Here is a 22,138-nt window from a genome sequence, read left to right as displayed (position 1 = left end):
GTCTAACGGAAGCGGGAAGTGATCGGGTAGCGTCGATCCCGACCAAATGCACGCTGTGTAATTTTCACTCCTGGAGGCGCCTGCCGGCGTTTGTACTCGTTGCGATTAACCAGGCCGATGACCCGATCCACCAGCACCGCGTCATAGCCAGCCGAGACGATCTGTGTGGGTGACTGATCTTTTTCAATATAAGCTTCCAGGATAGGGTCCAGCACATCGTAAGGTGGCAGGCTGTCTTCATCTTTCTGATCCGGCGCCAGTTCAGCAGAAGGGGCCCGCGTGATCACCCGGTCCGGAATCACTGCAGATATTTCATTACGATAGCGGGCCAGACGGTAGACAAACGTCTTTGGCACATCTTTGATGACCGCGAAACCGCCAGCCATGTCCCCGTACAGTGTCGCATAGCCTACGGCCATTTCACTCTTATTACCCGTTGTCAGCACCAGGCGGCCTGTCTTGTTGGATATCGCCATCAACAGGTTCCCCCGAATTCTTGCCTGCAGATTTTCTTCCGTGGTATCGGGTCCATACCCTTCAAACAGGGTCGCGAGTTCGCGGTCATAAGCATTAACCAGAGACTCAATTTCAATGGTGTGGTGCTCAACCCTCAAAGACAGTGCCTCCTGTCGGGCATCGTCAACACTGATCTCCCGTGTATAACGTGAGGGCATCAGGATGGCCTGCACACGCTCCGGCCCGAGCGCATCAACGGCAATCGCCATGGTCAGTGCAGAATCGATGCCTCCGGACAGTCCAAGTACAACACCTTGAAATCCATTTTTCAGGACGTAATCCCTCGTTCCCGTAACCAGCGCCTGGTAGACGCTTTCTTCAACTTCAGGCAGTCCAGCTGTGCTCTCAGATGCCACAGCAGTGAGATCGCCATTGCAGTAGGCCACAGACGCCAGATGCTCGACGAAAATCGGACTCCGCTGTACCACTTCACCACTGCGGTTAACGCTGAATGAGCCACCATCGAATACAAGTTCATCCTGACCGCCGACGAGATTGACATAAACAATCGGCACTCGGCCGGATCTTGCACGTTCGGCCACAACCTCGTTTTCCCGTACGGCCCTTTTGTGGACATGAAACGGAGAAGCATTAAGATTGAGTATGATCTGCGCGCCTGCGGCGATGCTTTCCTCAGTCGGTCCAGGATGCCAAATGTCTTCACAAACGGTGATCGCGACTGCTACCCCATCAATCGATACCACGCAGGACTCGTCACCGGACTTGAAGTATCGTTTTTCGTCGAATACGCTGTAGTTTGGGAGTTCCCGCTTGTGATACCTGGCAATGATTTCACCACCGTCTATCACCGATGCCGAATTTCGGACAAACCCACCGTCCAGGCTGGGGTGTCCTACCACCACACACACGTCATGAACTGCGGCAGCAATAGCAGTGACACCCGATTCAGCCTCCTCCAGAAAATCCTGGCGGAAAAGCAGGTCTTCAGGTGGGTAGCCGGTAACCGCAAGCTCGGGGAAAACCACAATTCTGCACCCCAGCGTGTCCTTAGCCTGTTCGCAGGCGCTGACAATTCGGCGAACATTGCCGGTAATATCACCAACGTGAAAATTGAACTGAGCAAGCCCGATGAGGAGTGTTTTCATTGATCACTGGTCAAGATAATGGCACCTCAGAACTCCCTGAACAGCGCCGTGAGTTCGATAATAGTTCTTCCGGGCTGACTCTCACAATACACAAGGGTCTCCAGGAGATTGACTCACACAGTTGGAACCGTGTTGTACCGCACGATGCGCCCACCTTGCGTTATGAGTTTCTGCATGCACTGGAGACAAGTGGTGCAGTCTGTGATGATACCGGCTGGTCGCCCTGCCACCTCACACTGGCCCGGGGTAACGATCTGATTGGTGCCATGCCCTGCTATCTTAAGTATCACTCCTACGGTGAATTCATCTTTGACTGGGCATGGGCAAGAGCGTACCAGCAATCAGGGCTTGATTACTACCCAAAACTAGTAACCACAGTACCATTTACGCCGATAACAGGACCAAGACTGCTGACTCACCCGCGACAAAACCGCGATCTGCTGGCATCCACCTTGGTGCAGGGACTGCGCAACCTTGGCAAAAAACTCGAGGTTTCTTCTATTCATTGCTTGTTTTTGACCGAATCAGACAACCGGTATTTTCGAACCCAGGACTTCATTGATCGAACGAGTAACCAGTTTCACTGGCGTAACCAGCAATACCTGAGCTTCGAACACTTTCTACAGTCCTTGTCGTCGAAAAAACGAAAAAATATCAGGCGCGAAAGACGCCGGGTACGTGATGCGGGAGTCAACCTGTGCTGGCTCCGTGGTGATGAAATCAGCGAACAGCAGCTGTCGTTCTTTTACACCTGTTATCACCAAACGATTGCGGAACACGGCTCGTTCCTTTACCTGAACCAGGAATTTTTTGAAACACTGTGCCGAACGATGCCTGCACAGGTTCGACTGCTACTGGCACGGCGCGGCGAACGAGATGTTGCGGCTGCATTTTTTATTTGTGCTGACAGCGCCCTGTATGGCCGTTACTGGGGCTCGGTAGAACAGATTCCGGATCTTCACTTTGAGGTCTGCTATTACACCCCAATTGAATACTGCATTGAACAGGGATTCCCAATTTTTGAGGCAGGTGCTCAGGGAGAACACAAACTGAGCAGAGGCCTGATGCCGACCATCACCCGGTCGGCGCACTGGCTCAGCCACACCGGCTTCCACGATGCCATACAGCGCTATACCCGTGAGGAACAGCAGGAAATCGAGCGCTACACCGATATATTGGAACAGCATTCCCCCTTTAAACGTACCTAGTGCATATAAAACCTGCAAATCTACAGCCTAACCAGCAACAGCTATAGGCTGATTGAGACGTTAAACACCAACTGAATTTTTTCGCTAGAATCTGAGTCACAATGTCAGGACCAGTTGAACACTATACTTTTCCGCCTCTTGAAGCAGCCACACCTGAGGGCCTGCTTGCAATGGGTGGTGACCTCAGCAGCGGGCGACTGCTCAGCGCCTACCGCCGGGGAATATTTCCCTGGTACAGCACCGACCAACCCATACTGTGGTGGTCACCCGATCCCAGGACTGTACTCTATCCCGATGCACTCAAGATAAGTCGCTCTTTGAAGAAAACACTGCGCCACCGAGGATACCGCGTTACAAGTGATCAAAATTTCAGCAGTGTAATTCAGGCCTGTGCCAAACCGAGAGACAGCAGCGATGACAGTGGTACATGGATCATGCCAGAGATGATCAAAGCCTACACGACGCTTAATGAGTCAGGATATGCACATTCGCTCGAAGTCTGGGATCAGATGAAACTCGTTGGTGGGCTGTATGGTGTCGCAATTGGGGGAGTGTTTTTTGGTGAAAGCATGTTCAGTTGCTCAACAGATGCGTCCAAGACCGCCTTGACTGCACTGGTCAGAATTATTTCTGAGAAGAACTTTCAACTGATTGACTGCCAGGTGCCCTCAAAGCACCTTTTCTCTTTGGGTGCCCAGAATATCCCCCGCGCCAGGTTTTCGGGACAACTGCAGGCTGCGCTTGCGGTCGAATCGCAGCCTGACATTTGGAACTACTGTTTTGACAGTCTGGATCTACTATGACGCGTCAACAGTCTGCCCCGGACCTATACAAGTCAACACAGCACCGCTGTCCCTACCTGTTGGATCGGACAGCGGCAAATCTCCTGGTTGACCCACGCTTCGATGTCACCCCTGCTCTGTATGACAGCCTGATTGACAATGGTTTCCGCCGTAACGGTACGCTTTACTACCGACCTCATTGCCCGCAGTGTGACCAGTGCCGTTCAGTCCGGATCCCGGTACAAGAATTCAAATTCAACCGCTCACAACAGCGCGCCATGAAGCGTAACGCTGCTGTGACGACGGAGTTGCGAACGGCTAGATTTACCGAGGAACACTTCTCGCTTTACCGACGTTATCAGTCAGATCGTCATACTGGCGACAGTATGGATGACCCGGACCCAGGAAAATACAAGCAGTTTCTGATCAATTCAAACATCGATACCTTTATTCTTGAACTGCGGATCGGACGTCGACTGCTGTCCGTGTCAGTGATGGATCATGTGGCCAACGGTCTATCCGCTGTCTACACTTTTTATGATCCGGACGAAATTCATCGAAGCCCGGGTATTTTTTCTATCCTGAAACAGATCGAACTTGCGCGAAGTATCGAGTACGATTGGCTTTATCTCGGATACTGGATTAAGGACTGCCAAAAAATGTCGTATAAATCCTGCTTCCGACCGCTTGAAGCTTTTCATCCCGAGGCCAATACCTGGATCACTGTCGACTGACAAGCGAGATCACAGCCCACGTGGTCGAAATTCCTTTTCTCAAAGACCATGACTTCGCCTATGGTGTCGTTGAACCGGTTGCTACAGGCCTTCGCCGTATCACCGCCAGGAACCCGAGCCCGTTCACCTTCCACGGAACCGGTACTTACATACTGGGCGAAGGTGAAGTCGCTGTAATCGACCCGGGACCAAATGATCAAACCCATGTTCAGGCATTGCTTGACAGTATTTCTAGCGAGCAGGTTACCCACATCATTGTCACCCATTGCCACCGTGATCACTCACCGGCGGCTGAACCGCTGAAAGCAGCAACGGGAGCCCCCACTTACGCCTATGGTCCTCATGGAGGTTCTGCAAGCAGCGCTGCAGAAGCACTGGAGGAAGGGGTTGACCGTGCATTTGTTCCAGATGTACAGGTCGGCGATGGAGAGCGTATCGCCGGCAACGGCTGGACACTGGAGTGCCAGCACACTCCGGGACATACCAGCAACCACATGTGCTATACCTGGAACGAGGGTAATGCAGTTTTCACCGGTGACCATATCATGGGCTGGTCTACGACCGTCATCATACCGCCAGACGGCAATATGACAGATTATCTGTCCAGCCTTGAAAAACTCCTGGCACGAACTGAAGATTGCTTCTGGCCCACACACGGTGCGCCAATCAAAGACCCTCTCCCCTACCTCACTGCCCTGATTGAACACCGCTTACAGCGCATTGAGACAATTTGCACGCTGTTAAAATCAGAGGATCTCCGCATCACCGACATGGTTCCCAAGATGTATCCTGATATTCAGCCCGAGCTGCACAGCGCAGCCGGCCTGTCGACCCTGGCATCCCTCCAGCACCTGGAGCGACTGGGTGAAGTCCAGCCTATCGCAGGCAGCGGTTCCGATACATTTTTCAGGTGCCTAAGGTAGGCCTCAACGCCAGGCGACTCGGCGGCTGCCGCGCCAACGGAAAATGGGCGCGGGTCTTTCTTCGATCTCACCGCGGACAAGCGCGACAGCACGATCCAACATAAACCGGGTTACTCCTCGCATCGGCAGGTCGTTAAGATCTGCGACATTCCACCAGCCCACTTCAACCAGCTCGCCGTCTCCCCGCAGCTCACCGCTAAGATGACTGGCATCGACGGTAAAGAACCTGGCATGAAAACGGATCTTGCTGAATGACGGCGTAATGGCGCGACCCACATAGCGCAGATGCCGCAAGTCAGGGACCTGGTTGAGTGATCGAATGGCCTGCCAAGAGGCCGTTCGGCTGCCGTTGAACCTGCCAGGCACAGCAACGAGCAACCCGGTTTCTTCCCACGTCTCTCGAACCGCTGCCATCGCCAGCGCCCGGGCCCTGCTGTGGGATCTGCCAATCCCCATTAGGGGGGCATAGGTGGGATCAAGTTCGGCAGCGGGCAACACCCGGCCATCACCGGAAGAAACTGCGCCGCCTGGAAAAACAAAAACGCCGGGCATGAACCGTGCTGTTGGACTACGCCGACCCATTAGCACAAATATCTTTTGTCGTTCCCGCCGAGTTATGATCAGAGAACTGGCATCTCTGGGCCTGACCACAGGCTCACTGGCGGCCCGCAGCGGAGGATTACCGCCAGATTCCAGGTTTTGGTACACAGCGTGCTCCTAAATCGGTTCCGAGACGTCGATTAAACATCGGCCGCACGCTGACAGCTCCCAGTTTGATGACTGCAGCCAAACCATCCTGGGCCATATGATCCGGCGTGCCCTTACCATCGAAGGCGCATTGTATGCGCCCCAGACCGTGTGCGGCCAGATTCCGTCGAACTGACCAATAATCTCCAACCCAAAGCTTGCAACGGAATTCTATTTCGATAATACTAGAAATATGGACGAAACTCATGCGGTCGATGCTTTATCTGCACTTGCGCAAACCAGTCGCCTACAGGTGTTCAGGCTCCTGGTGCGTAACGGTCCCGATGGTCTCGCGGCCGGAGTTATCGCCCACAAACTGGCGATACCCCACAACACGCTTTCCACACATCTGGCCATCCTGACACGCGCTGGCCTATTGGGCTCCACCCGCTTTGGACGCTCAATTGTCTACCGCATAGACCCTGACGGCATCCAACAACTACTCAATCACCTCATTCAGGATTGTTGCAACGGCAAACCTGAGCTGTGTGGGCCACTGCTCTCGTCACCACCGGCTCGCCGGGGCACTGCAACCGCTTAGTTGTGTAACGTCCGTAGAAGAGGTTGGTATGATTCCAACGAACTACAATGTGCTATTTCTCTGTACCGGCAACTCTGCGCGCAGCATCCTCGCTGAAGCAATACTCGAGCGAATGGGTAGTGGACAATTTAGAGCCTACAGTGCGGGCAGCTTTCCCCGTGGCGAGATTCACCCCGCAGCGCTGAACCTGCTGAGGGATCTGGACCACCCCACCGACCACCTGCGCTCGAAGAGTTGGGACGAATTTACGGGTACAACTACACCCCAGATCGATTTTATTTTCACAGTCTGTGACAACGCCGCAGCTGAAACCTGCCCAATCTGGTCCGGTCAGCCGATGACTGTGCACTGGGGACTGCCAGATCCTGCTGCAGTTGAAGGATCGGATGATGATATTGCACAGGCCTTTAGTCTCACCTACCACCTACTGAGCAAACAGATAAGCGCCTTTACTCAGTTAGTTATCGATTCATCCGACAAAGCTGAACTACTGTCGCAGCTTGTGGCGATCGGTTCAAGTATCGCACCATCAACACAGGAAGCTGTTTAAGTCATGCCACAGTTTGACCTGCCACGACGGCTAGTCGCAGAAACATTAGGCACAGCCTTGCTCCTCGCAACCGTAGTGGGGTCCGGAATCATGGCGGAGAACCTTGCAGGCGGCAACGTTGCAATCGCCCTACTGGGCAATACCATTCCAACTGGTGCCATCTTGGTCGTACTCATCACTGTGTTTGGACCCGTATCGGGTGGCCATTTCAACCCTGCAGTCACCCTGTCCTTTCTCATCCGTCGGGAAATCACCATCGGCACGGCCTTCACCTACGTTGTTATGCAGGTAATCGGAGGGATCATCGGCACCTGGTCGGCGCACCTAATGTTTGAGCAGGAACTATTTCAATTGTCCACCCACATACGCACGGGTGGTGGCCAGTGGTTTTCCGAAGGAATGGCAACCTTTGGGCTGGTCGCGACAATCCTGGGCACCTTACGCTGGCGACCCGAAGCGGTGGCCTACATGGTCGGCCTGTATATCACAGCCGCATACTGGTTCACGGCTTCAACATCGTTCGCCAATCCTGCCGTCACTATCGCCCGCAGCCTCACCGATACTTTCAGTGGTATCTATCCAGCACATGCGCCGGGTTTCATACTCGCCCAGCTTGTTGGTGCGGTGGTGGCAACGATCATTATTGGCTGGCTTGTCTTCCGACCGTCAGAACTTAAATAGACTCAATCACCTCAACCTGATCCGATTCGTCAAGAAAGCACCTGGTCAGTTCGCGATAAGCAGCCGCAGACGATTACCGACCCGCTCAGCCAAATCGGCCAGGTTCGCAATCCAGAGAATGATCTGGTGCCAGAAGACGGTTGCAACCCCCAGTTCCGTCTCCATCGAGAAAAGCGCTCGCGCAGCCCGGTCCAAATCGGCATCCGTTTGACTCTCGAGTCGACCCAGTTCCCTGATCATCTCGTCTACCCGGGCGACTTCCCCTTCACCGAATCCAGTTTCAACCAATTCATCCAGTTCATCAATAATTCGCTGGCCCTGTTCACAGGCCACCAACACGCTGTGGGCCATCGACAAGACAGGCTCTCTAAGCAATTCCGGTAAATGCATGCCGCGCTGATCGGCCAACTCAGCGATGTCTTGAGCTACATCCGCTATCGAGTCCTGGTAGTCCAGAATCTCAAGCATCGTTCGACGGTCCATTGCCATCATAAAACGTCTGGGCATATGACTGCGAATCTCGTGCTTGAGTTGATCCGCTTCGTGCTCCAATCGATCGATTTCTGCACGACGGTCACGAATACCCTGGTCATCAGCTGCTGCCATTGCTTCCAGCAGCGGTATTACCTCTCGCGCACAGAGTATGGCCACCTGCATGTGTTTCTGCATGGGGCCGATTGGCGATTTTCCGACAAGCTTGTCAATCCACGCCATAATTATCTCCTAGCCCATCAACAGGCCTTTAAAAAAGAAATAGAAGAACATTGATAATGCCGCTGCGATCGGCAATGTAGCAACCCACGATGCAATGATTTTGCCGACTACACGCATGTCCAGTGCACTGATACCCCGAGCGAGCCCTACACCCAGCACTGCACCGACCAAGATGTGCGTCGTCGATACCGGTATACCCATTCGAGACGCAACTACAATTGTGGTTGCGGCCGCAAGTTGGGCCGCAAAACCTCGACTGGGTGTGAGTTCTGTAATGCGCTTACCCACAGTCTCCATCACACGATAGCCCCAGGTGGCAAGGCCGAACACAATTCCAACCCCACCAATCGCCAACATCCAGGGTGAAACTGACGCTTTCCCGCCTAAGTCTGCGCCACTGACTGAACTGCTGATAGCCGCTAAGGGGCCGATCGCGTTCGCAACATCATTGGAGCCGTGTGCAAATGCGATCGCACAAGCCGTGAGAATCTGGAGCACTACAAATATCTTTTCAACACGACTGAAACGATGTTTCGGATCTTCCTGACCCAGTTCTACTCGCCGTATAAAAAATATGCCAACGCCTGCACCTACGCAGCCCAATAGAACCGAACCCATCAATGCTTCGGTCAGATCTAGGTTGAGCTTCAAGGGCTTTAGACCTTTAAATAACGTCACTAACCCTATGATAAAAAAGACAAAGAAAAAGAACACGGGACCCAGTTTTCGAATTTGCACCACAGGGTCTTTTGTATCTAACACCTTTGCACGGGTAATCTGAAAAATGCCAAAAGCAATCACCGCTGCAATCAGCGGCGACGTCACCCAGGATAAGACAATTTGACCAATCTTCGCCCAATTGACCACTTCAGGCCCGATGCTGACCACACCAAATCCAACGATCGCACCCACGATCGAGTGGGTTGTAGAAACCGGCAGACCCAACCAGGTTGCGCCTATCAGCAGCGTTCCAGCTGCAGCAAGCGACCCCAGCATACCGTAGATCAGCTGGTCATGGCCTAGCAGAGATAAATCGAGCATACCTTTGCGCACAGTGTCTGTAACATGTCCACCTGCGAAAAATGCACCAGCAAACTCAAATATCGCAGCGACGAGAATCGCACCCCACACGGTAAGTGCTCCTGATCCCACACTGGTGCCCATTGCATTAGCAACGTCATTGGCACCGATCGCCCAGGCCATGTACAGCGCCAGGATTCCGGCAATCCATAACACAATCGGTATTTCAGAGATGAGTTCTATCAGCACTGTCCTTGCGACCCGCCAACAATGAGTTCAAGCGCGTTAATGGTTATTCCAATCATGCGAATCGACTTATTGTTATCATTTTGTGACACGTTACCCGCCCAACTAGTTTGTTCTTTTTGAGGCAGACATCAACAACTTAATCAAGAATCTTCTGCTCCAGGACCACCAGTCGCTTGACCAACTCGTCGAGTTGTCTAAACCGAACTGCACTGCGCCGCCATTCACGGTTTGGCATTAGGCCAGTACCGGATGAATACACGCCGGCTTCTGATATGGAACCGGTCACCATGGCCATGCCGGTGAGGTGCACGCCGTCGACAATGGTCACGTGGTCCGCGACCCCAACGATACCCGCTAAGGTACAGCGACTGCCGATAACCGTACTGCCGGCAATCGCCACACAAGCAGCAATCGCCGTGTGTTCGCCGATAATCACGTTATGTGCGATGTGAACCAGGTTATCGATGACAACCCCGTTCCCGATCTTTGTATCGCCCAAGGCACCTCGGTCTATGGCAGTACCCGCGCCAATCTGAACATCGTTTCCAATGCTTAACCCGCCCAGCTGGGGAATCTGGACCCACTGACCGTCTTCATGGCTATTGCCGAAGCCGTCACTGCCCAATACCGTCCCACTCTGTACGACGCACCGTTGTCCGATGTGCACACCGTGACAGACTGTGACATTGGCAGTCAATCGACTGTCCTGACCGAGTTCCGCACCTCGACCGACGACACATCCTGGCCCAAGTACAACACCCCGGCCAATTCCCACATCCGCCTCGATAACACAGTTGGCCCCGATGGATACCGACTCCCCCACTGTCGCTTGATCGGAAACAACTGCGGACGGATGGATACCAGGTTCCTGCCTGGGTGTGCTGTCCAGAACCCGTGCAATCCGCACATAGGCTGCGTGGGGATCGTCACAGACGATCGCGGCTCCATCCCAAGCCGAACAATCCTCCTGACGCAGGATCACGGCAGCCGCATTACAAGCTTGTAGTTGAGACTTGAGTTTTGAACTTGAAAGAAACGTAATCTCACTCGACCCGGCACCCTGCAGCGTCCCCATAGCGGTGATTTCAATCTCGCCATCACCCTGGCACTGTCCGCCGACAACCACTGCTAGTTCTTCAAGCTTCACACTGATGTAACCGTTACTCTGTTTGTTTATCGATCAGTCCCCGCCGACTAGAGCATTATTTAACCCGCCCCTGATCGTTAACAACAGATTATAGGGTTGCATTTGCGCCTGCGTCACGGACGAGCCGATAAGCTGAACTGCGCTTATAGCGATTAAGCCGCTGGAAATACTCAAGGGCCAGGCGGGTCTGGAATCCCCAAAGTCCAACATTCAGTTTCGGCGGCTCTTTTGATGAACAGCGTCGACCATAACCCTGACGTGATCCGGATCAACACCTGGCGTAATTCCGTGACCTAGATTGAACACGTGACCGTGCCCCACACCAAAATCATCCAGCACGCGCTCGACGGCACGCTCGATGACCTCCGGTCTTGCATAGAGCACGGCTGGATCCAAGTTGCCCTGCAGTGCCACCTGTTCGCCGACCGCTTTCCGGGCAACAGTAAGTGACGTGGTCCAGTCGCAACCGAGCGCATCGCAACCTGAGTCCGCCATCTCTTTCAGCCACTGACCCCCACCCTTGGTAAATAGAATCACAGGAATATGTCGGGTCAACTCATCGCTTTTAAGCGTTTCAACAATACGGCGCATCGCTGACAGCGAAAATTCACGGTACTCGGCATGTGGCAGAACGCCACCCCAGGTATCAAATACCATCAATACGTCTGCACCGGCCCCAACCTGGGCAGCGAGGTAACCGCCGACCGATTCAGTCAAAATATCCAATAGCGCATGCAGCGCGTGTGGCTGCTCGTACATCAGCGCTTTGATCCGCGCAAAATCCTGGGTGCTTTGTCCTTCTACCATGTAGGTCGCCAGTGTCCACGGGCTGCCGGCAAAGCCAATCAGTGGCACTGATCCGCCAAGCTCATGGCGAATCATACGGACCGCCTCGATGACATAACCCAGATCATCCTCCAGCTCCGGTACCCCCAGAACTTCAATGGCTTTTTTTGAATCAATCGGTCGTTCGAAACGGGGACCTTCTCCTTCATTGATACTCAGGCCCAACCCCATCGCATCCGGAATAGTCAGGATATCCGAAAACACAATTGCGGCGTCCAAGTCAAAGCGCCTGAGAGGCTGTAACGTCACCTCGCAGGCAAGCTCAGGGGTTTTGCAGAGTCGTAGAAAATCACCGGCCTGTTTCCGGGTTTCCCGGTATTCGGGCAAGTAACGCCCGGCCTGACGCATGATCCAAACCGGTGTGCTATCAACGGGTTCACGCCGCAAGGCACGCAACAACCTGTCATTACGTAGTTTGGTCATTCCGTCTAACTGGCCGTCCTGTAGATTTCTTCCTGAATCTGCTCTGCAGCTGCTCTGGGATCGGTCGCATCTCTGATCGGTCGACCCACAACCAGGTAATCTGCACCATCCCTCAACGCCTGTTCCGTTGATACCGTGCGTTTCTGGTCATCCTCATTGTCGACAGGTCTTATTCCAGGGACCACGATCAGCAACGTGTTCCCTAATTCACGCCGCAATAGTGCTGTCTCCTGACCCGACGCAACAACACCCGCGCATCCGTGTGCCATAGCGCGCCGGGCTCGGGAAACCACCAACTCTGACACATCGCAGTCAAAACCGAGATCTCTGAGATCTCCTCGGTCAAGGCTGGTCAGCACGGTCACCGCCAGAATCCCCACATCTTCTGCCGCAGCGGCTGCTGCCTGCATGATCGCATCGTTTCCATGAATCGTGGCAAACGTGATCCCCAAACCGTTGAGCTGACTGACGGCGCGGCCGACCGTAGCCGGCACGTCGAAGAACTTCAGATCGACGAACACCTTCTTATCGCGCTCCGCCAACCAGTTAACGAGTCCAAACGCATCGCCACTCATAAACAGTTCCAGACCGACCTTGTAGAAAGCAACGGTGTCATCGAGTACATTCACCAACTCCCTCGCAGCAGATGCCGTGGGCACATCGAGCGCCACGATCAGTCGATCTTCGGCTGGGATAGCGGCTTGAGGAGCCATAGATCTATTCTGGCGACGGCAGGGAACTGTGGCCCATAAGAAAGATATCCATTGCCCGCGCCGCGCTGCGCCCCTCGTTGATTGCCCAGACTACTAGAGACTGACCCCGACGACAGTCACCTGCTGCAAACACACCGGGCATACCCGTTGCATAGCTGCCTTGTTCAGCCCTATAGGTAGAGCGTTCGGTGTAGGTCAGCCACTTCGCATCATCAATATCGGATGACTGCGCCAGCGGATCGGAAATGCCATGTTCGGGACCAAGAAAACCCAGAGACAGCAAGACCAGATCACAGTCCCAGACTGCTTCTGAACCAGGAACCGAACTGAATGGCGCATTGTCAGACGGCTGAGACCAGTCTACCTGTACGGTCTTGATGCCCGCAACATGACCCTTCCCGTTGTCGATAAATGCCGTTGAAAGTAACGCAAAACGCCTGGGATCCTCGCCAAACCGATTCGCTGATTCTTCGTGGGCGTATTCTGTACGATAGATCAGAGGCCACTGGGGCCACGGATTCCCTGCAGCACGTTCAGCGGGTGGTTTGGACAGCAGTTCGAAATTGATCATGCTCCGACAGCCGTGTCGAAGCGCGGTACCAATACAGTCTGCCCCGGTATCACCCCCCCCAACCACAATCACACGCTTGTCGTGGGCCGATATTGCAGTGGTCCTGTGATGCCCATGGTTGAGCAGACTGCGGGTATTTCGTGTCAGATAGTCCATTGCGAAATGGATCCCCAAGAGCTCACGTCCTGGTATCTGAAGATCGCGCGCTACGGTCGCCCCGGTGGCCAGCAAAACGGCATCGTGCCGACTGACCAGTTCCATGCTGTCCAGCTGAGACACATCGACGCCACCCTCGGTCATTATCGATACCATGTGACCTGCTGGATAATCTTCAGGCTGACCTACATTAACCCCAGTCAGAAACTCAATACCTTCCGCCTGCAGTAGGTCTACACGTCGATCGACCACTGATTTGGACAGTTTCATATGAGGAATGCCGTACATCAGCAAGCCACCAATACGGTCAGCACGTTCGTAAACCGTTACATTGTGTCCAGCTTTGTTCAGTTGATCAGCTGCGGCAAGACCTGCCGGACCTGAGCCCACGATGCCGACAGTTTTACCGGTTCTTAGCGACGGCGGCCGCGGCACAATCCAGCCCTCTTCAAAACCGCGATCAACAATCGCATTTTCGATGTTCTTGATTGTGACTGCTGGAGTGATAATTCCGAGCACGCACGCGCCTTCACATGGTGCAGGACACACCCTGCCGGTGAATTCAGGGAAGTTGTTGGTTTGGTGGAGGCGGTCTAGCGCAGTGCGCCAGTTCCCCTGATAAACCTGGTCGTTCCACTCCGGTATCAAATTGTCGATCGGGCAGCCGTCGACAGATTGACAGAACGGTACACCACAATCCATACATCTTGATCCCTGCGACTGCAGATGTCCATCGTCGCCAGGGGTAAAGATTTCTTCAAAATCATGCAGACGTTCTGCAGGCGGTCGGTACGGTACCACTACCCGTACAATGTCCTTGAATGCTGTCGGTTTTCCCATTTCAAGACACCAGGAATTTCGCGCCTGACTAATGACCTGAACCGGAGATAGGCCTAAGCCAGCCTCTGCCTGGGGGCTGACTGAGCGCTGCGAGCAGAAACACCCGTTGATGCACCCTGTACTTGTTCAAGAATTCTCTTGTAGTCGGTCGGCATCACTTTGACGAACTGCTGCTTCATCGTCTCCCGACCCTGGGCGAGCAGCCTGGCCGCAACGTCCGACCCGGTGTAATGGTGATGCAATTGAATCATTTCCTCCAGTTCATCGACATCGTTGCCTGAAAGACTCTCCAAACCGACCATGTCGAGATTACAGTAAACCTTTAATTTATCGCGATCGAGTGCCCATACATAAGCTATACCGCCGGACATTCCTGCTGCAAAATTCCTGCCAACCGAACCCAGAACAACGACGCGCCCACCGGTCATGTACTCGCATCCGTGATCGCCAACACCTTCCACAACAGCCGTCGCGCCACTGTTGCGGATACAGAAGCGTTCAGCGGCCTTACCTCTGAAAAATGCCTTTCCACTCGTCGCTCCATACAGACAGACATTTCCGACAATAATGTTGTCCTCGGCAGAAAAACCAGCACCATCCGGCGGAGACACGACGATCCGACCACCCGAAAGACCTTTGCCGACATAGTCGTTAGCATCACCTTTAAGATCAATTGTGACACCGCGTGCTAACCAAGCACCGAGACTCTGCCCAGCCGAGCCGGCTAGTCGAATCACAATGGTGTCATCGGACAGACCCTGCTCACCCCACTTCTTCACCACCTCATGACTGAGAATCGTACCGACGGTACGATTTGTATTGGCCACTGGAAGTTCAATCTGTACAACGTCTCCAGTCTGCAGGGCCTTTTTACACAGAGGAAGTAACCGCGTTCTGTCGAGGCTGGTATCCAGACCATGATCCTGTTCAATCTGGCAGAATACACCCGTGTCAGCACTTGGTTTGGGTGCCGGCATCAACACCGGTGAAAGATTAATACCGTCGGCCTTCCAATGGTCGACCGCCACCTTGGTGTCCAGCAAGTCGACCCGTCCGACCAGTTCGTTAAAAGTTCGAATCCCCAGTTGCGCCATGTAACCCCGTGCTTCTTCTGCCACCATAAAGAGGTAATTCACGACATGTTCGGGCAGGCCTTCAAAATTTCGACGCAATACCGGATCCTGCGTTGCGATCCCTACCGGACAGGTATTCAGATGGCACTTTCGCATCATGATACAACCGAGCGTGACCAGTGGTGCTGTTGAAAATCCGATTTCCTCGGCACCGAGCAATGCACCAATCACCACGTCACGACCTGTTTTCATACCCCCATCTGTCTGCAACACGACACGGCTGCGAAGATCGTTCATCACCAGGGTCTGGTGGGTCTCCGCAATTCCCAGTTCCCAGGGTAATCCGGCGTGCTTAATACTGGTCAGTGGTGAGGCACCTGTACCCCCGGCGTCTCCTGCGATCAGAATGTGATCAGCGTGTGCCTTGACAACGCCCGCTGCAACCGTTCCCACGCCGACTTCAGATACCAGCTTGACACTGACCCTTGCCGACGGATTGGCGTTTTTCAGGTCGTAGATCAGCTGTGCCAAATCCTCGATAGAATAAATATCGTGATGCGGTGGCGGGCTGATCAGACCGACTCCGGGTGTTGAATACCTTATCCGGGCGATATGTTCATCGACTTTGTTGCCTGGTAGTTCTCCACCTTCTCCTGGCTTGGCCCCCTGCGAAATCTTGATCTGCAGTTCATCTGCATTGGTGAGATACCACGCCGTTACCCCGAACCGGCCCGATGCCACCTGTTTTATCGCTGAACGTTTTGAATCACCGTTGGGCTGAGTTTTGAACCGCTCGGAAGACTCTCCCCCTTCACCGGTATTGCTCTTGCCACCTACCCGGTTCATCGCGATAGCCAGAGTCTCGTGCGTTTCGCTGGAGATGGAACCAAGACTCATCGCACCGGTACAGAATCGACGCACAATACCAGCAGCTGGCTCAACTTCCGAAATCTCAACCGGGCTGGTCGAGGGCTTGAATTCCATCAAGCCCCGAAGCGTGTAACGGCTCTGGGCTTCATTGTTGACTTGCTCGGCAAATCGATCGTAAGCCATCCTGTCATTATCGCGCGCAGCCTGCTGGATGTCGGCAATTATCCGCGGCGTCCAGCCGTGTTTGCTGCCACCGGCCCGCCAGTGAAATTCGCCCGGATTAGGCAGTTCCGAGGGCTGGAAATCGACCTTTGCCGCATAACCGAGCTCGTGACGGCGAAACAGTTCCCGTGCCAGAACTTCAAATCCAACCCCCTCCACACGACTCGCGGTATCTGTAAACGCATAATCTACAACGTCTGTGGCAAGTCCTACTGCCTCGAATATCTGCGCACCTTTGTACGACTGAAGTGTAGAAATGCCCATCTTGCCCATCACCTTGAACAATCCCTTTGCGACACCTTTTCGGTAAGCCTCGACCACAGCATCATCATCGGCAAACTGAGCAGCATCAATACCGCCATCACGGCTGACCTGCCACAGTGCTTCATAAGCCAGGTATGGATTAATTGCATCTGCGCCGTAACCGATAAGGAGGCAGTGATGGTGTACCTCCCGAGGTTCCCCGGATTCAACGATCAAGCCGACCCGGGTACGCTTTGCCCTGCGTACCAGATGCTGATGCACCGTACTGCTTGCCAGAAGCATGCTTGGCGCAACACAATCGGTTCCAACATTGCGATCCGACAGTATCAGCAGTTGAAAGCCTTGATCGACAGCATCCTCAGCCTCGGTACAGATCCTCTTGAGCGCTGCAAACAGGCCTTCTTCCCCCGTCGATACTGGAAATGTGATATCGATTTCCTGGCACTTCCAATCACGATGAGAAATCCTCTTCAGCCCCGAAAGCTCGGCGTTGGTCAGTATCGGGTGTTCAATCAGAAGACGATTGCAGTGCAGATCTGAGATCTCAAGCAGGTTATATTCGGGCCCAACGTAGCATGTCAGGGACATTACAATCTCTTCGCGTATAGAGTCGATCGCGGGGTTCGTAACCTGTGCAAAAAGCTGTTTGAAATAATCGTACAACATACGTGGCTGATCACTCAGACAGGCCAGTGCAGAATCATTTCCCATCGATCCGACAGGATCCCGGGCCTCTGTGATCAAGGGAATCAGCATGAAATGCAGGGTTTCGGCGGTATATCCAAATGCTTTCATCCGCGGTAACAGCGTGTCCGAGCCCAGCCCGGGCACATCCGGCGCGGGCGCAAGATCAGACAGCTGAATTCTTCCAGCTTCTATCCATTGTTGATACGGCCGCTTCTGAGAAAATTCTGATTTCAGCTCCTCGTCAGGCACCAGTCGTCCCTGCTCGAAATCGATCAGAAACATTCGTCCGGGTTGAAGCCGTCCTTTTTCCTTGATGTTCTCCACAGCCACGGGCAACACACCGACCTCACTGGCCATAATGACCCTGTCATCATGGGTTACGTAGTAACGACTCGGTCGAAGCCCATTACGATCAAGCAAGGCACCGATATATCGGCCGTCAGTAAAAGCAATGGATGCTGGCCCATCCCAGGGTTCCATCAAGGCCGAATAGTACTCATAGAACGAACGCTTGCCCTGTGACATCGTCTCATGCTTTTGCCACGCCTCCGGCACCATCATCATAATGGCACCCTGTAAAGTCCGACCCGTCATCAGCAAGAATTCCAGCACATTGTCAAAATTGCCCGAATCGGAACAGTCTGGTTCTACCACCGGGAACACTGACTGGAGATCATCTCCATACAGCGTGCTGTGCATCACTCCTTCACGTGCCCGCATCCAGTTGATGTTGCCACGAAGCGTGTTGATCTCACCGTTGTGGGCCATGAATCGCCCCGGCTGGGCCCGATCCCAGCTTGGAAACGTATTGGTCGAAAACCGCGAGTGGACCATCGCCAAGTGAGTGGTATAGTCCGGGGCACTCAGATCTGGGAAATAGTCCATCAACTGCAACGTACGCAGCATGCCTTTATAGATCATCACCCGGGTCGACAACGAACAGATGTAGAACATGTTCGCCTGTACCATAGCCGGGTCACCGCGTAAAAGACGACTGGCCTGCTTTCGAATAAGATAAAGCTTTCGTTCAAACGCATCGCGATCAACAACAGACTTCGCGCCAATAAACAATTGTTCTATGTGCGGTTCACCCAGTCGCGCCGTGCGACCAATTCCGGCTTCATCAGCACACGTCGGCACAGGGCGCCAGCCGATGACTGTTTGGCCCTGATCCACAACAATCGATTCCACGGTCTGTTTGCATTTCTCCCTTTCTTCTGCCACTTGCGGTAGAAATACGATACCAGCACCGTAACTTCCGGATTCTGGCAAGCGTGCCCCAAATTCCTGCTCAGTAACCCGTTGAAGAAACTGGTGTGGTAGCGCTGTCAATATCCCTGCGCCGTCTCCGCTGTTCTCGTCAGCTCCGCACGCACCGCGGTGATCCATGCTTTTCAAAACGGTATAGGCATCATCTATGATCGAATGACTGTACTCACCCTTTATATGGGCCACAAAACCGACACCACAACTGTCGTGTTCAAATTCGGGGCGATAAAGTCCGACAGGCCGTCTGGGTTGTCTGAAGCGGTTATCCATTTGCAGTATTCTTTGGCGTCATCTGCTCCCCCGGATTCTGAGGGTCAAAGGCCTCCGAATCCGGTGTCTTTGATCAATCGGTGTCGCCAGAGTTCGGCGGACAGGCAGGGGAACAGCCTCTACGTGGTGACCACACGGCCACACAATTTAAGTATAGCTATAGGTTCTAACGGGTACAAATACGAGGGAAGCACACTAAATAAGCACGCGGACGGTGCGGTCTGTCAGACACGCTACCCGGCACTTTTCACACACAGCTTCTATCTGGTTTTTGGTTTTTTTGCCGCGACTAGCTGTAGATTTTTCGCTTAACAACCACTTCGTTCATCAGGCCGCAGCACTTTCCAGCACAGCCTCGAGGACATCATCAGGATAATCTGATACGAGCTTGGCCTCGCCGATGGCTTTAAGCAGAACCAGCCGAATTCGACCGGCAGCGACCTTTTTGTCTAGGGCCATGTTGCGCATGAAATCTGCTACTGTCATATCTGCCGGTGCACACACGGGCAGTTTGGCGCGTCGCAACAACACCCGAATGCGTTCAGCATCCTCCTCTTTCAGCCACCCGAGCCGGCAAGACATATCAGCGGCCAGGGATATCCCCACGGAGACCGCCTCACCGTGCAGCCATGCGCCGTAGCCGGTTGCAGTTTCAATGGCATGTGCAAAGGTATGACCCAGGTTTAACAAAGCCCGGTCACCTTGCTCGACTTCATCAGTGGCAACCAGTTCGGCCTTATTGCGGCAACACTCAATTATGGTGTGAGAAACAGTATCGACATCACACTGACACAATTTATCAATGTTCTGCTCGAGCCAGACAAAAAATCCTGCATCCCGAATACATCCGTATTTCACCACCTCGGCAACGCCAGCAGACAACTGCCTTGAGTCAAGTGTGGAAAGCGTATCGGTATCAGCGATTACACACGTCGGTTGATAGAACGCGCCGATCAGATTCTTGCCACGTGCATGGTTAACAGCGGTTTTCCCGCCCACAGCTGAGTCGACCTGCGCGAGCAATGTAGTCGGAACCTGAATATAGTTGATACCTCTTTGGTAACAGGATGCTGCAAATCCTGCTATATCCCCAACCACCCCACCGCCCAACGCAATCAGCGTGGTTTCGCGACTGCATGGTGCGACCACCATCGTATCCAAAAGCTCTGCCAGAGTCGCAAGCGATTTGTGTTCTTCACCATCGGGCAACACATGGCAGGTCACGTTAAATCCAGACAACGTACTAAGAAGATTATCGAGGTACAAAGGCGCAACCGTCTCGTCAGTTACGACCATGACTTCATTGGCGTTCACATACTGCTGAAAAAGCTCCCTACGAGACAACAACCCTGAATCGACAACGATTGGATAGCTTCGTTCGCCGAGTTCTACGTTCAGAATTGCCAAAGTTTCCGGACCTCCCCAGCAATTTCTCTGGCTGCGGTCTGGGGCGAACGACCATCGGTTTCATAGACGACATCTGCCTCCTGCCGGTACATCGGTTCCCGTTCCTGCATCAGTTGCTCGAGAACCTCACGCCGATCTACACCAGTATTGAGCAGTGGCCTATTCTTGCTGTTTCGGGTTCGATCCATCTGCATGTCGATAGAGGCATGGAGATAAACCACAAGCCCATTGTGACGAAGTGCTTTTCGCACGTCTTCACTCATCACAGCACCTCCACCTGTCGCCAGAACAATCCCCTTGCGCTCGGCGAGTTCTGTGACCATGCGGATTTCACGATTCCGAAATCCATCCTCGCCTTCTATATCAAATATCGTCGAAATGGTGACCCCGGTTCTCTGTTCAATCTCGTAATCAGAGTCAACAAATTCCAGGGTCAGGTTTTTTGCCAATGCCTTGCCGATTGTGGTTTTGCCCACACCCATGGGCCCAACCAGATATATGTTTTTTGCATTTGTCATAGCTTAATACAGGGCATTTCTGTTTTGCCCACCGCAATAGAGGGTTGCCACCAAGTACACTGGTTATCAGCCTGCTGTCAGCGCAGGATTAATGATTCTCGGTGTCAGAAAGATCAAAAGCTCCCTACGATTATGGAGGATTCCTTTCTTCTTGAAAAGTACGCCTATTACAGGCAAGTCCCCCAGCAGCGGAACCTTGCTGACAGTTTCAGACGACTGATGTTCATAAATACCCCCTATGACAACAGTTTCTCCATTATCAAGCAGAACCCGTGTTCTAACCTTCAGGGTGTTAATGCTCTCTTCCGTTGGCGAGACAAAAGAGTCCTTAGTGATAAAAACGTCGAGGATTACACGATCATCTGGGGTAATCTGAGGAGTCACCGTTAAGCTCAGTACAGCCTTTTTAGTCACAACACTGCCTTCGCCTTCTGTAGTCGTGGTAAAAATCCGTTCCTGACCCTGTTCGATATGTGCTTCCTGCTGATCGGCAGTCATTAATCGAGGGTTGGCCACAATTTTCCCGTTGCCTTCTGCTTCTAAAGCCGAAATCTCAAGGTCAATCAATGCTGCCCAACCTGCACCCGCCTTGGCAAGCGTCAGTGCATATGAAGCAGGCGACACGCCATTGATCCCGGCGGCCGGCAAGTTGACGCTGAGAGAACCATCGCCTGAAGCGCTGATGCCGTCCGTTCTCACGGTAGCGGTGTTTGACAGAGAACCCGATCCTATAATTGAACCACCACTGTCGTTGATGCCCGTAAACCCGAGTTTAGCACCAATATTTCTACTGAAATCCTCGTTAGCTATGACGATACGAGTTTCGATCAACACCTGTTTCACCGGTCGATCCAGCTCGGACATCAGTTTTCTCACCTCTAGAATCTTGCCAGCCATGTCCTGAATCAACAGGGTGTTTGTCCGGGCATCAACCGTGACACTTCCGCGATCTGACAGCAGGCTATTGGTCTCGACATCTGGACCGACCGCCCGTATAGATTTAAGCAGATCGGCAATGTCCTCGGCGCGAGCATAATTAATCTGAATCAGCTCGGAGATCAACGGTTCCAGCTCTGTCATCTGGAGTGACG

19 protein-coding genes are annotated in these 22,138 nt (G+C 53.3%); 7 read left to right on the top strand and 12 right to left on the bottom strand.

Annotation, left to right across the window (positions count from 1 at the left end):
* Nucleotides 1-2: 2 nt before the first annotated feature.
* Complete coding sequence (locus tag MK323_01715; GenBank protein ID MCH2480881.1) at nucleotides 3-1,622, bottom strand: NAD+ synthase; 1,620 nt, start codon at nucleotides 1,620-1,622, stop codon at nucleotides 3-5.
* Here MK323_01715 and MK323_01710 point away from each other — a divergent pair.
* The 4 genes from MK323_01710 (at nucleotide 1,622) to MK323_01695 (ending at nucleotide 5,269) form a co-directional block, all read left to right on the top strand.
* Complete coding sequence (locus tag MK323_01710; GenBank protein MCH2480880.1) at nucleotides 1,622-2,830, top strand: GNAT family N-acetyltransferase; 1,209 nt, start codon at nucleotides 1,622-1,624, stop codon at nucleotides 2,828-2,830. The genes MK323_01715 and MK323_01710 overlap by 1 nt on opposite strands.
* 101 nt (nucleotides 2,831-2,931) lie before the next feature.
* Nucleotides 2,932-3,633 (top strand): leucyl/phenylalanyl-tRNA--protein transferase, encoded by a 702-nt coding sequence (gene aat / locus MK323_01705; GenBank protein ID MCH2480879.1) that lies wholly within the window; start codon nucleotides 2,932-2,934, stop codon nucleotides 3,631-3,633.
* The gene (locus MK323_01700) at nucleotides 3,630-4,346 is read left to right on the top strand and encodes an arginyltransferase (GenBank protein ID MCH2480878.1); all 717 of its coding nucleotides are present in this window, start codon (nucleotides 3,630-3,632) and stop codon (nucleotides 4,344-4,346) included. The genes aat and MK323_01700 overlap by 4 nt, the downstream gene beginning before the upstream one ends.
* Before the next feature lie 20 nt (nucleotides 4,347-4,366).
* Entirely contained in the window at nucleotides 4,367-5,269 is a 903-nt protein-coding gene (locus tag MK323_01695; protein MCH2480877.1) for an MBL fold metallo-hydrolase, read from the top strand.
* Nucleotides 5,270-5,272: 3 nt separating this feature from the next.
* Here the strand turns inward: MK323_01695 and MK323_01690 are convergent, their stop codons facing one another.
* Nucleotides 5,273-5,977: a hypothetical protein gene (locus MK323_01690; protein ID MCH2480876.1), complete on the bottom strand. Its 705-nt coding sequence runs from the start codon at nucleotides 5,975-5,977 to the stop codon at nucleotides 5,273-5,275.
* 232 nt (nucleotides 5,978-6,209) lie between these two features.
* Between MK323_01690 and MK323_01685 the strand changes: the two genes are divergently transcribed.
* From MK323_01685 to MK323_01675, 3 genes are read left to right on the top strand one after another with little or no spacing between them, the layout of a single operon-like run.
* Nucleotides 6,210-6,557 carry a metalloregulator ArsR/SmtB family transcription factor gene (locus MK323_01685; GenBank protein MCH2480875.1) on the top strand — a complete coding sequence of 116 codons (348 nt, stop codon included), beginning with the start codon at nucleotides 6,210-6,212 and terminating at the stop codon, nucleotides 6,555-6,557.
* A gap of 28 nt (nucleotides 6,558-6,585) precedes the next feature.
* Nucleotides 6,586-7,107: an arsenate reductase ArsC gene (locus tag MK323_01680; GenBank protein MCH2480874.1), complete on the top strand. Its 522-nt coding sequence runs from the start codon at nucleotides 6,586-6,588 to the stop codon at nucleotides 7,105-7,107.
* Between the two features lie 3 nt (nucleotides 7,108-7,110).
* Entirely contained in the window at nucleotides 7,111-7,788 is a 678-nt protein-coding gene (locus tag MK323_01675; protein ID MCH2480873.1) for an aquaporin family protein, read from the top strand.
* 45 nt (nucleotides 7,789-7,833) lie between these two features.
* Here MK323_01675 and MK323_01670 read toward each other — a convergent pair whose 3' ends face one another.
* The 10 genes from MK323_01670 to pilQ all read right to left on the bottom strand — a co-directional run.
* Entirely contained in the window at nucleotides 7,834-8,502 is a 669-nt protein-coding gene (locus MK323_01670; GenBank protein MCH2480872.1) for a TIGR00153 family protein, read from the bottom strand.
* Nucleotides 8,503-8,511: 9 nt separating this feature from the next.
* Nucleotides 8,512-9,765, bottom strand: coding sequence for an inorganic phosphate transporter (locus tag MK323_01665; protein MCH2480871.1), 1,254 nt, complete (start codon nucleotides 9,763-9,765; stop codon nucleotides 8,512-8,514).
* A 142-nt stretch (nucleotides 9,766-9,907) separates the two neighbouring features.
* Nucleotides 9,908-10,924 (bottom strand): UDP-3-O-(3-hydroxymyristoyl)glucosamine N-acyltransferase, encoded by a 1,017-nt coding sequence (lpxD, locus tag MK323_01660; GenBank protein MCH2480870.1) that lies wholly within the window; start codon nucleotides 10,922-10,924, stop codon nucleotides 9,908-9,910.
* A 204-nt stretch (nucleotides 10,925-11,128) separates the two neighbouring features.
* Nucleotides 11,129-12,187, bottom strand: coding sequence for a uroporphyrinogen decarboxylase (gene hemE / locus MK323_01655; GenBank protein MCH2480869.1), 1,059 nt, complete (start codon nucleotides 12,185-12,187; stop codon nucleotides 11,129-11,131).
* A gap of 5 nt (nucleotides 12,188-12,192) precedes the next feature.
* A complete protein-coding gene (pyrF, locus tag MK323_01650) occupies nucleotides 12,193-12,900 on the bottom strand; it encodes an orotidine-5'-phosphate decarboxylase (GenBank protein MCH2480868.1) in 708 nt (235 codons plus the stop codon).
* A 4-nt stretch (nucleotides 12,901-12,904) separates the two neighbouring features.
* On the bottom strand, nucleotides 12,905-14,467 hold the full coding sequence (locus MK323_01645) for a glutamate synthase subunit beta (GenBank protein MCH2480867.1): 1,563 nt from the start codon (nucleotides 14,465-14,467) through the stop codon (nucleotides 12,905-12,907).
* A gap of 53 nt (nucleotides 14,468-14,520) precedes the next feature.
* Nucleotides 14,521-19,122, bottom strand: coding sequence for a glutamate synthase large subunit (gene gltB / locus MK323_01640; GenBank protein MCH2480866.1), 4,602 nt, complete (start codon nucleotides 19,120-19,122; stop codon nucleotides 14,521-14,523).
* Between the two features lie 327 nt (nucleotides 19,123-19,449).
* A complete protein-coding gene (gene aroB / locus MK323_01635) occupies nucleotides 19,450-20,529 on the bottom strand; it encodes a 3-dehydroquinate synthase (protein ID MCH2480865.1) in 1,080 nt (359 codons plus the stop codon).
* Complete coding sequence (gene aroK / locus MK323_01630; protein ID MCH2480864.1) at nucleotides 20,517-21,047, bottom strand: shikimate kinase AroK; 531 nt, start codon at nucleotides 21,045-21,047, stop codon at nucleotides 20,517-20,519. Before aroK ends, aroB begins: the two co-directional genes overlap by 13 nt.
* Before the next feature lie 66 nt (nucleotides 21,048-21,113).
* The coding region (gene pilQ, locus MK323_01625) for a type IV pilus secretin PilQ (GenBank protein MCH2480863.1) at nucleotides 21,114-22,138 on the bottom strand (1,025 nt) is incomplete at its 5' end.

This window comes from Gammaproteobacteria bacterium (genome assembly GCA_022450155.1).
Lineage (GTDB): Bacteria > Pseudomonadota > Gammaproteobacteria > Arenicellales > UBA868 > REDSEA-S09-B13.
The sequence above is the reverse complement of the archived record's forward strand: the minus strand, read 5'-3'. Positions and strand labels throughout refer to the sequence as shown.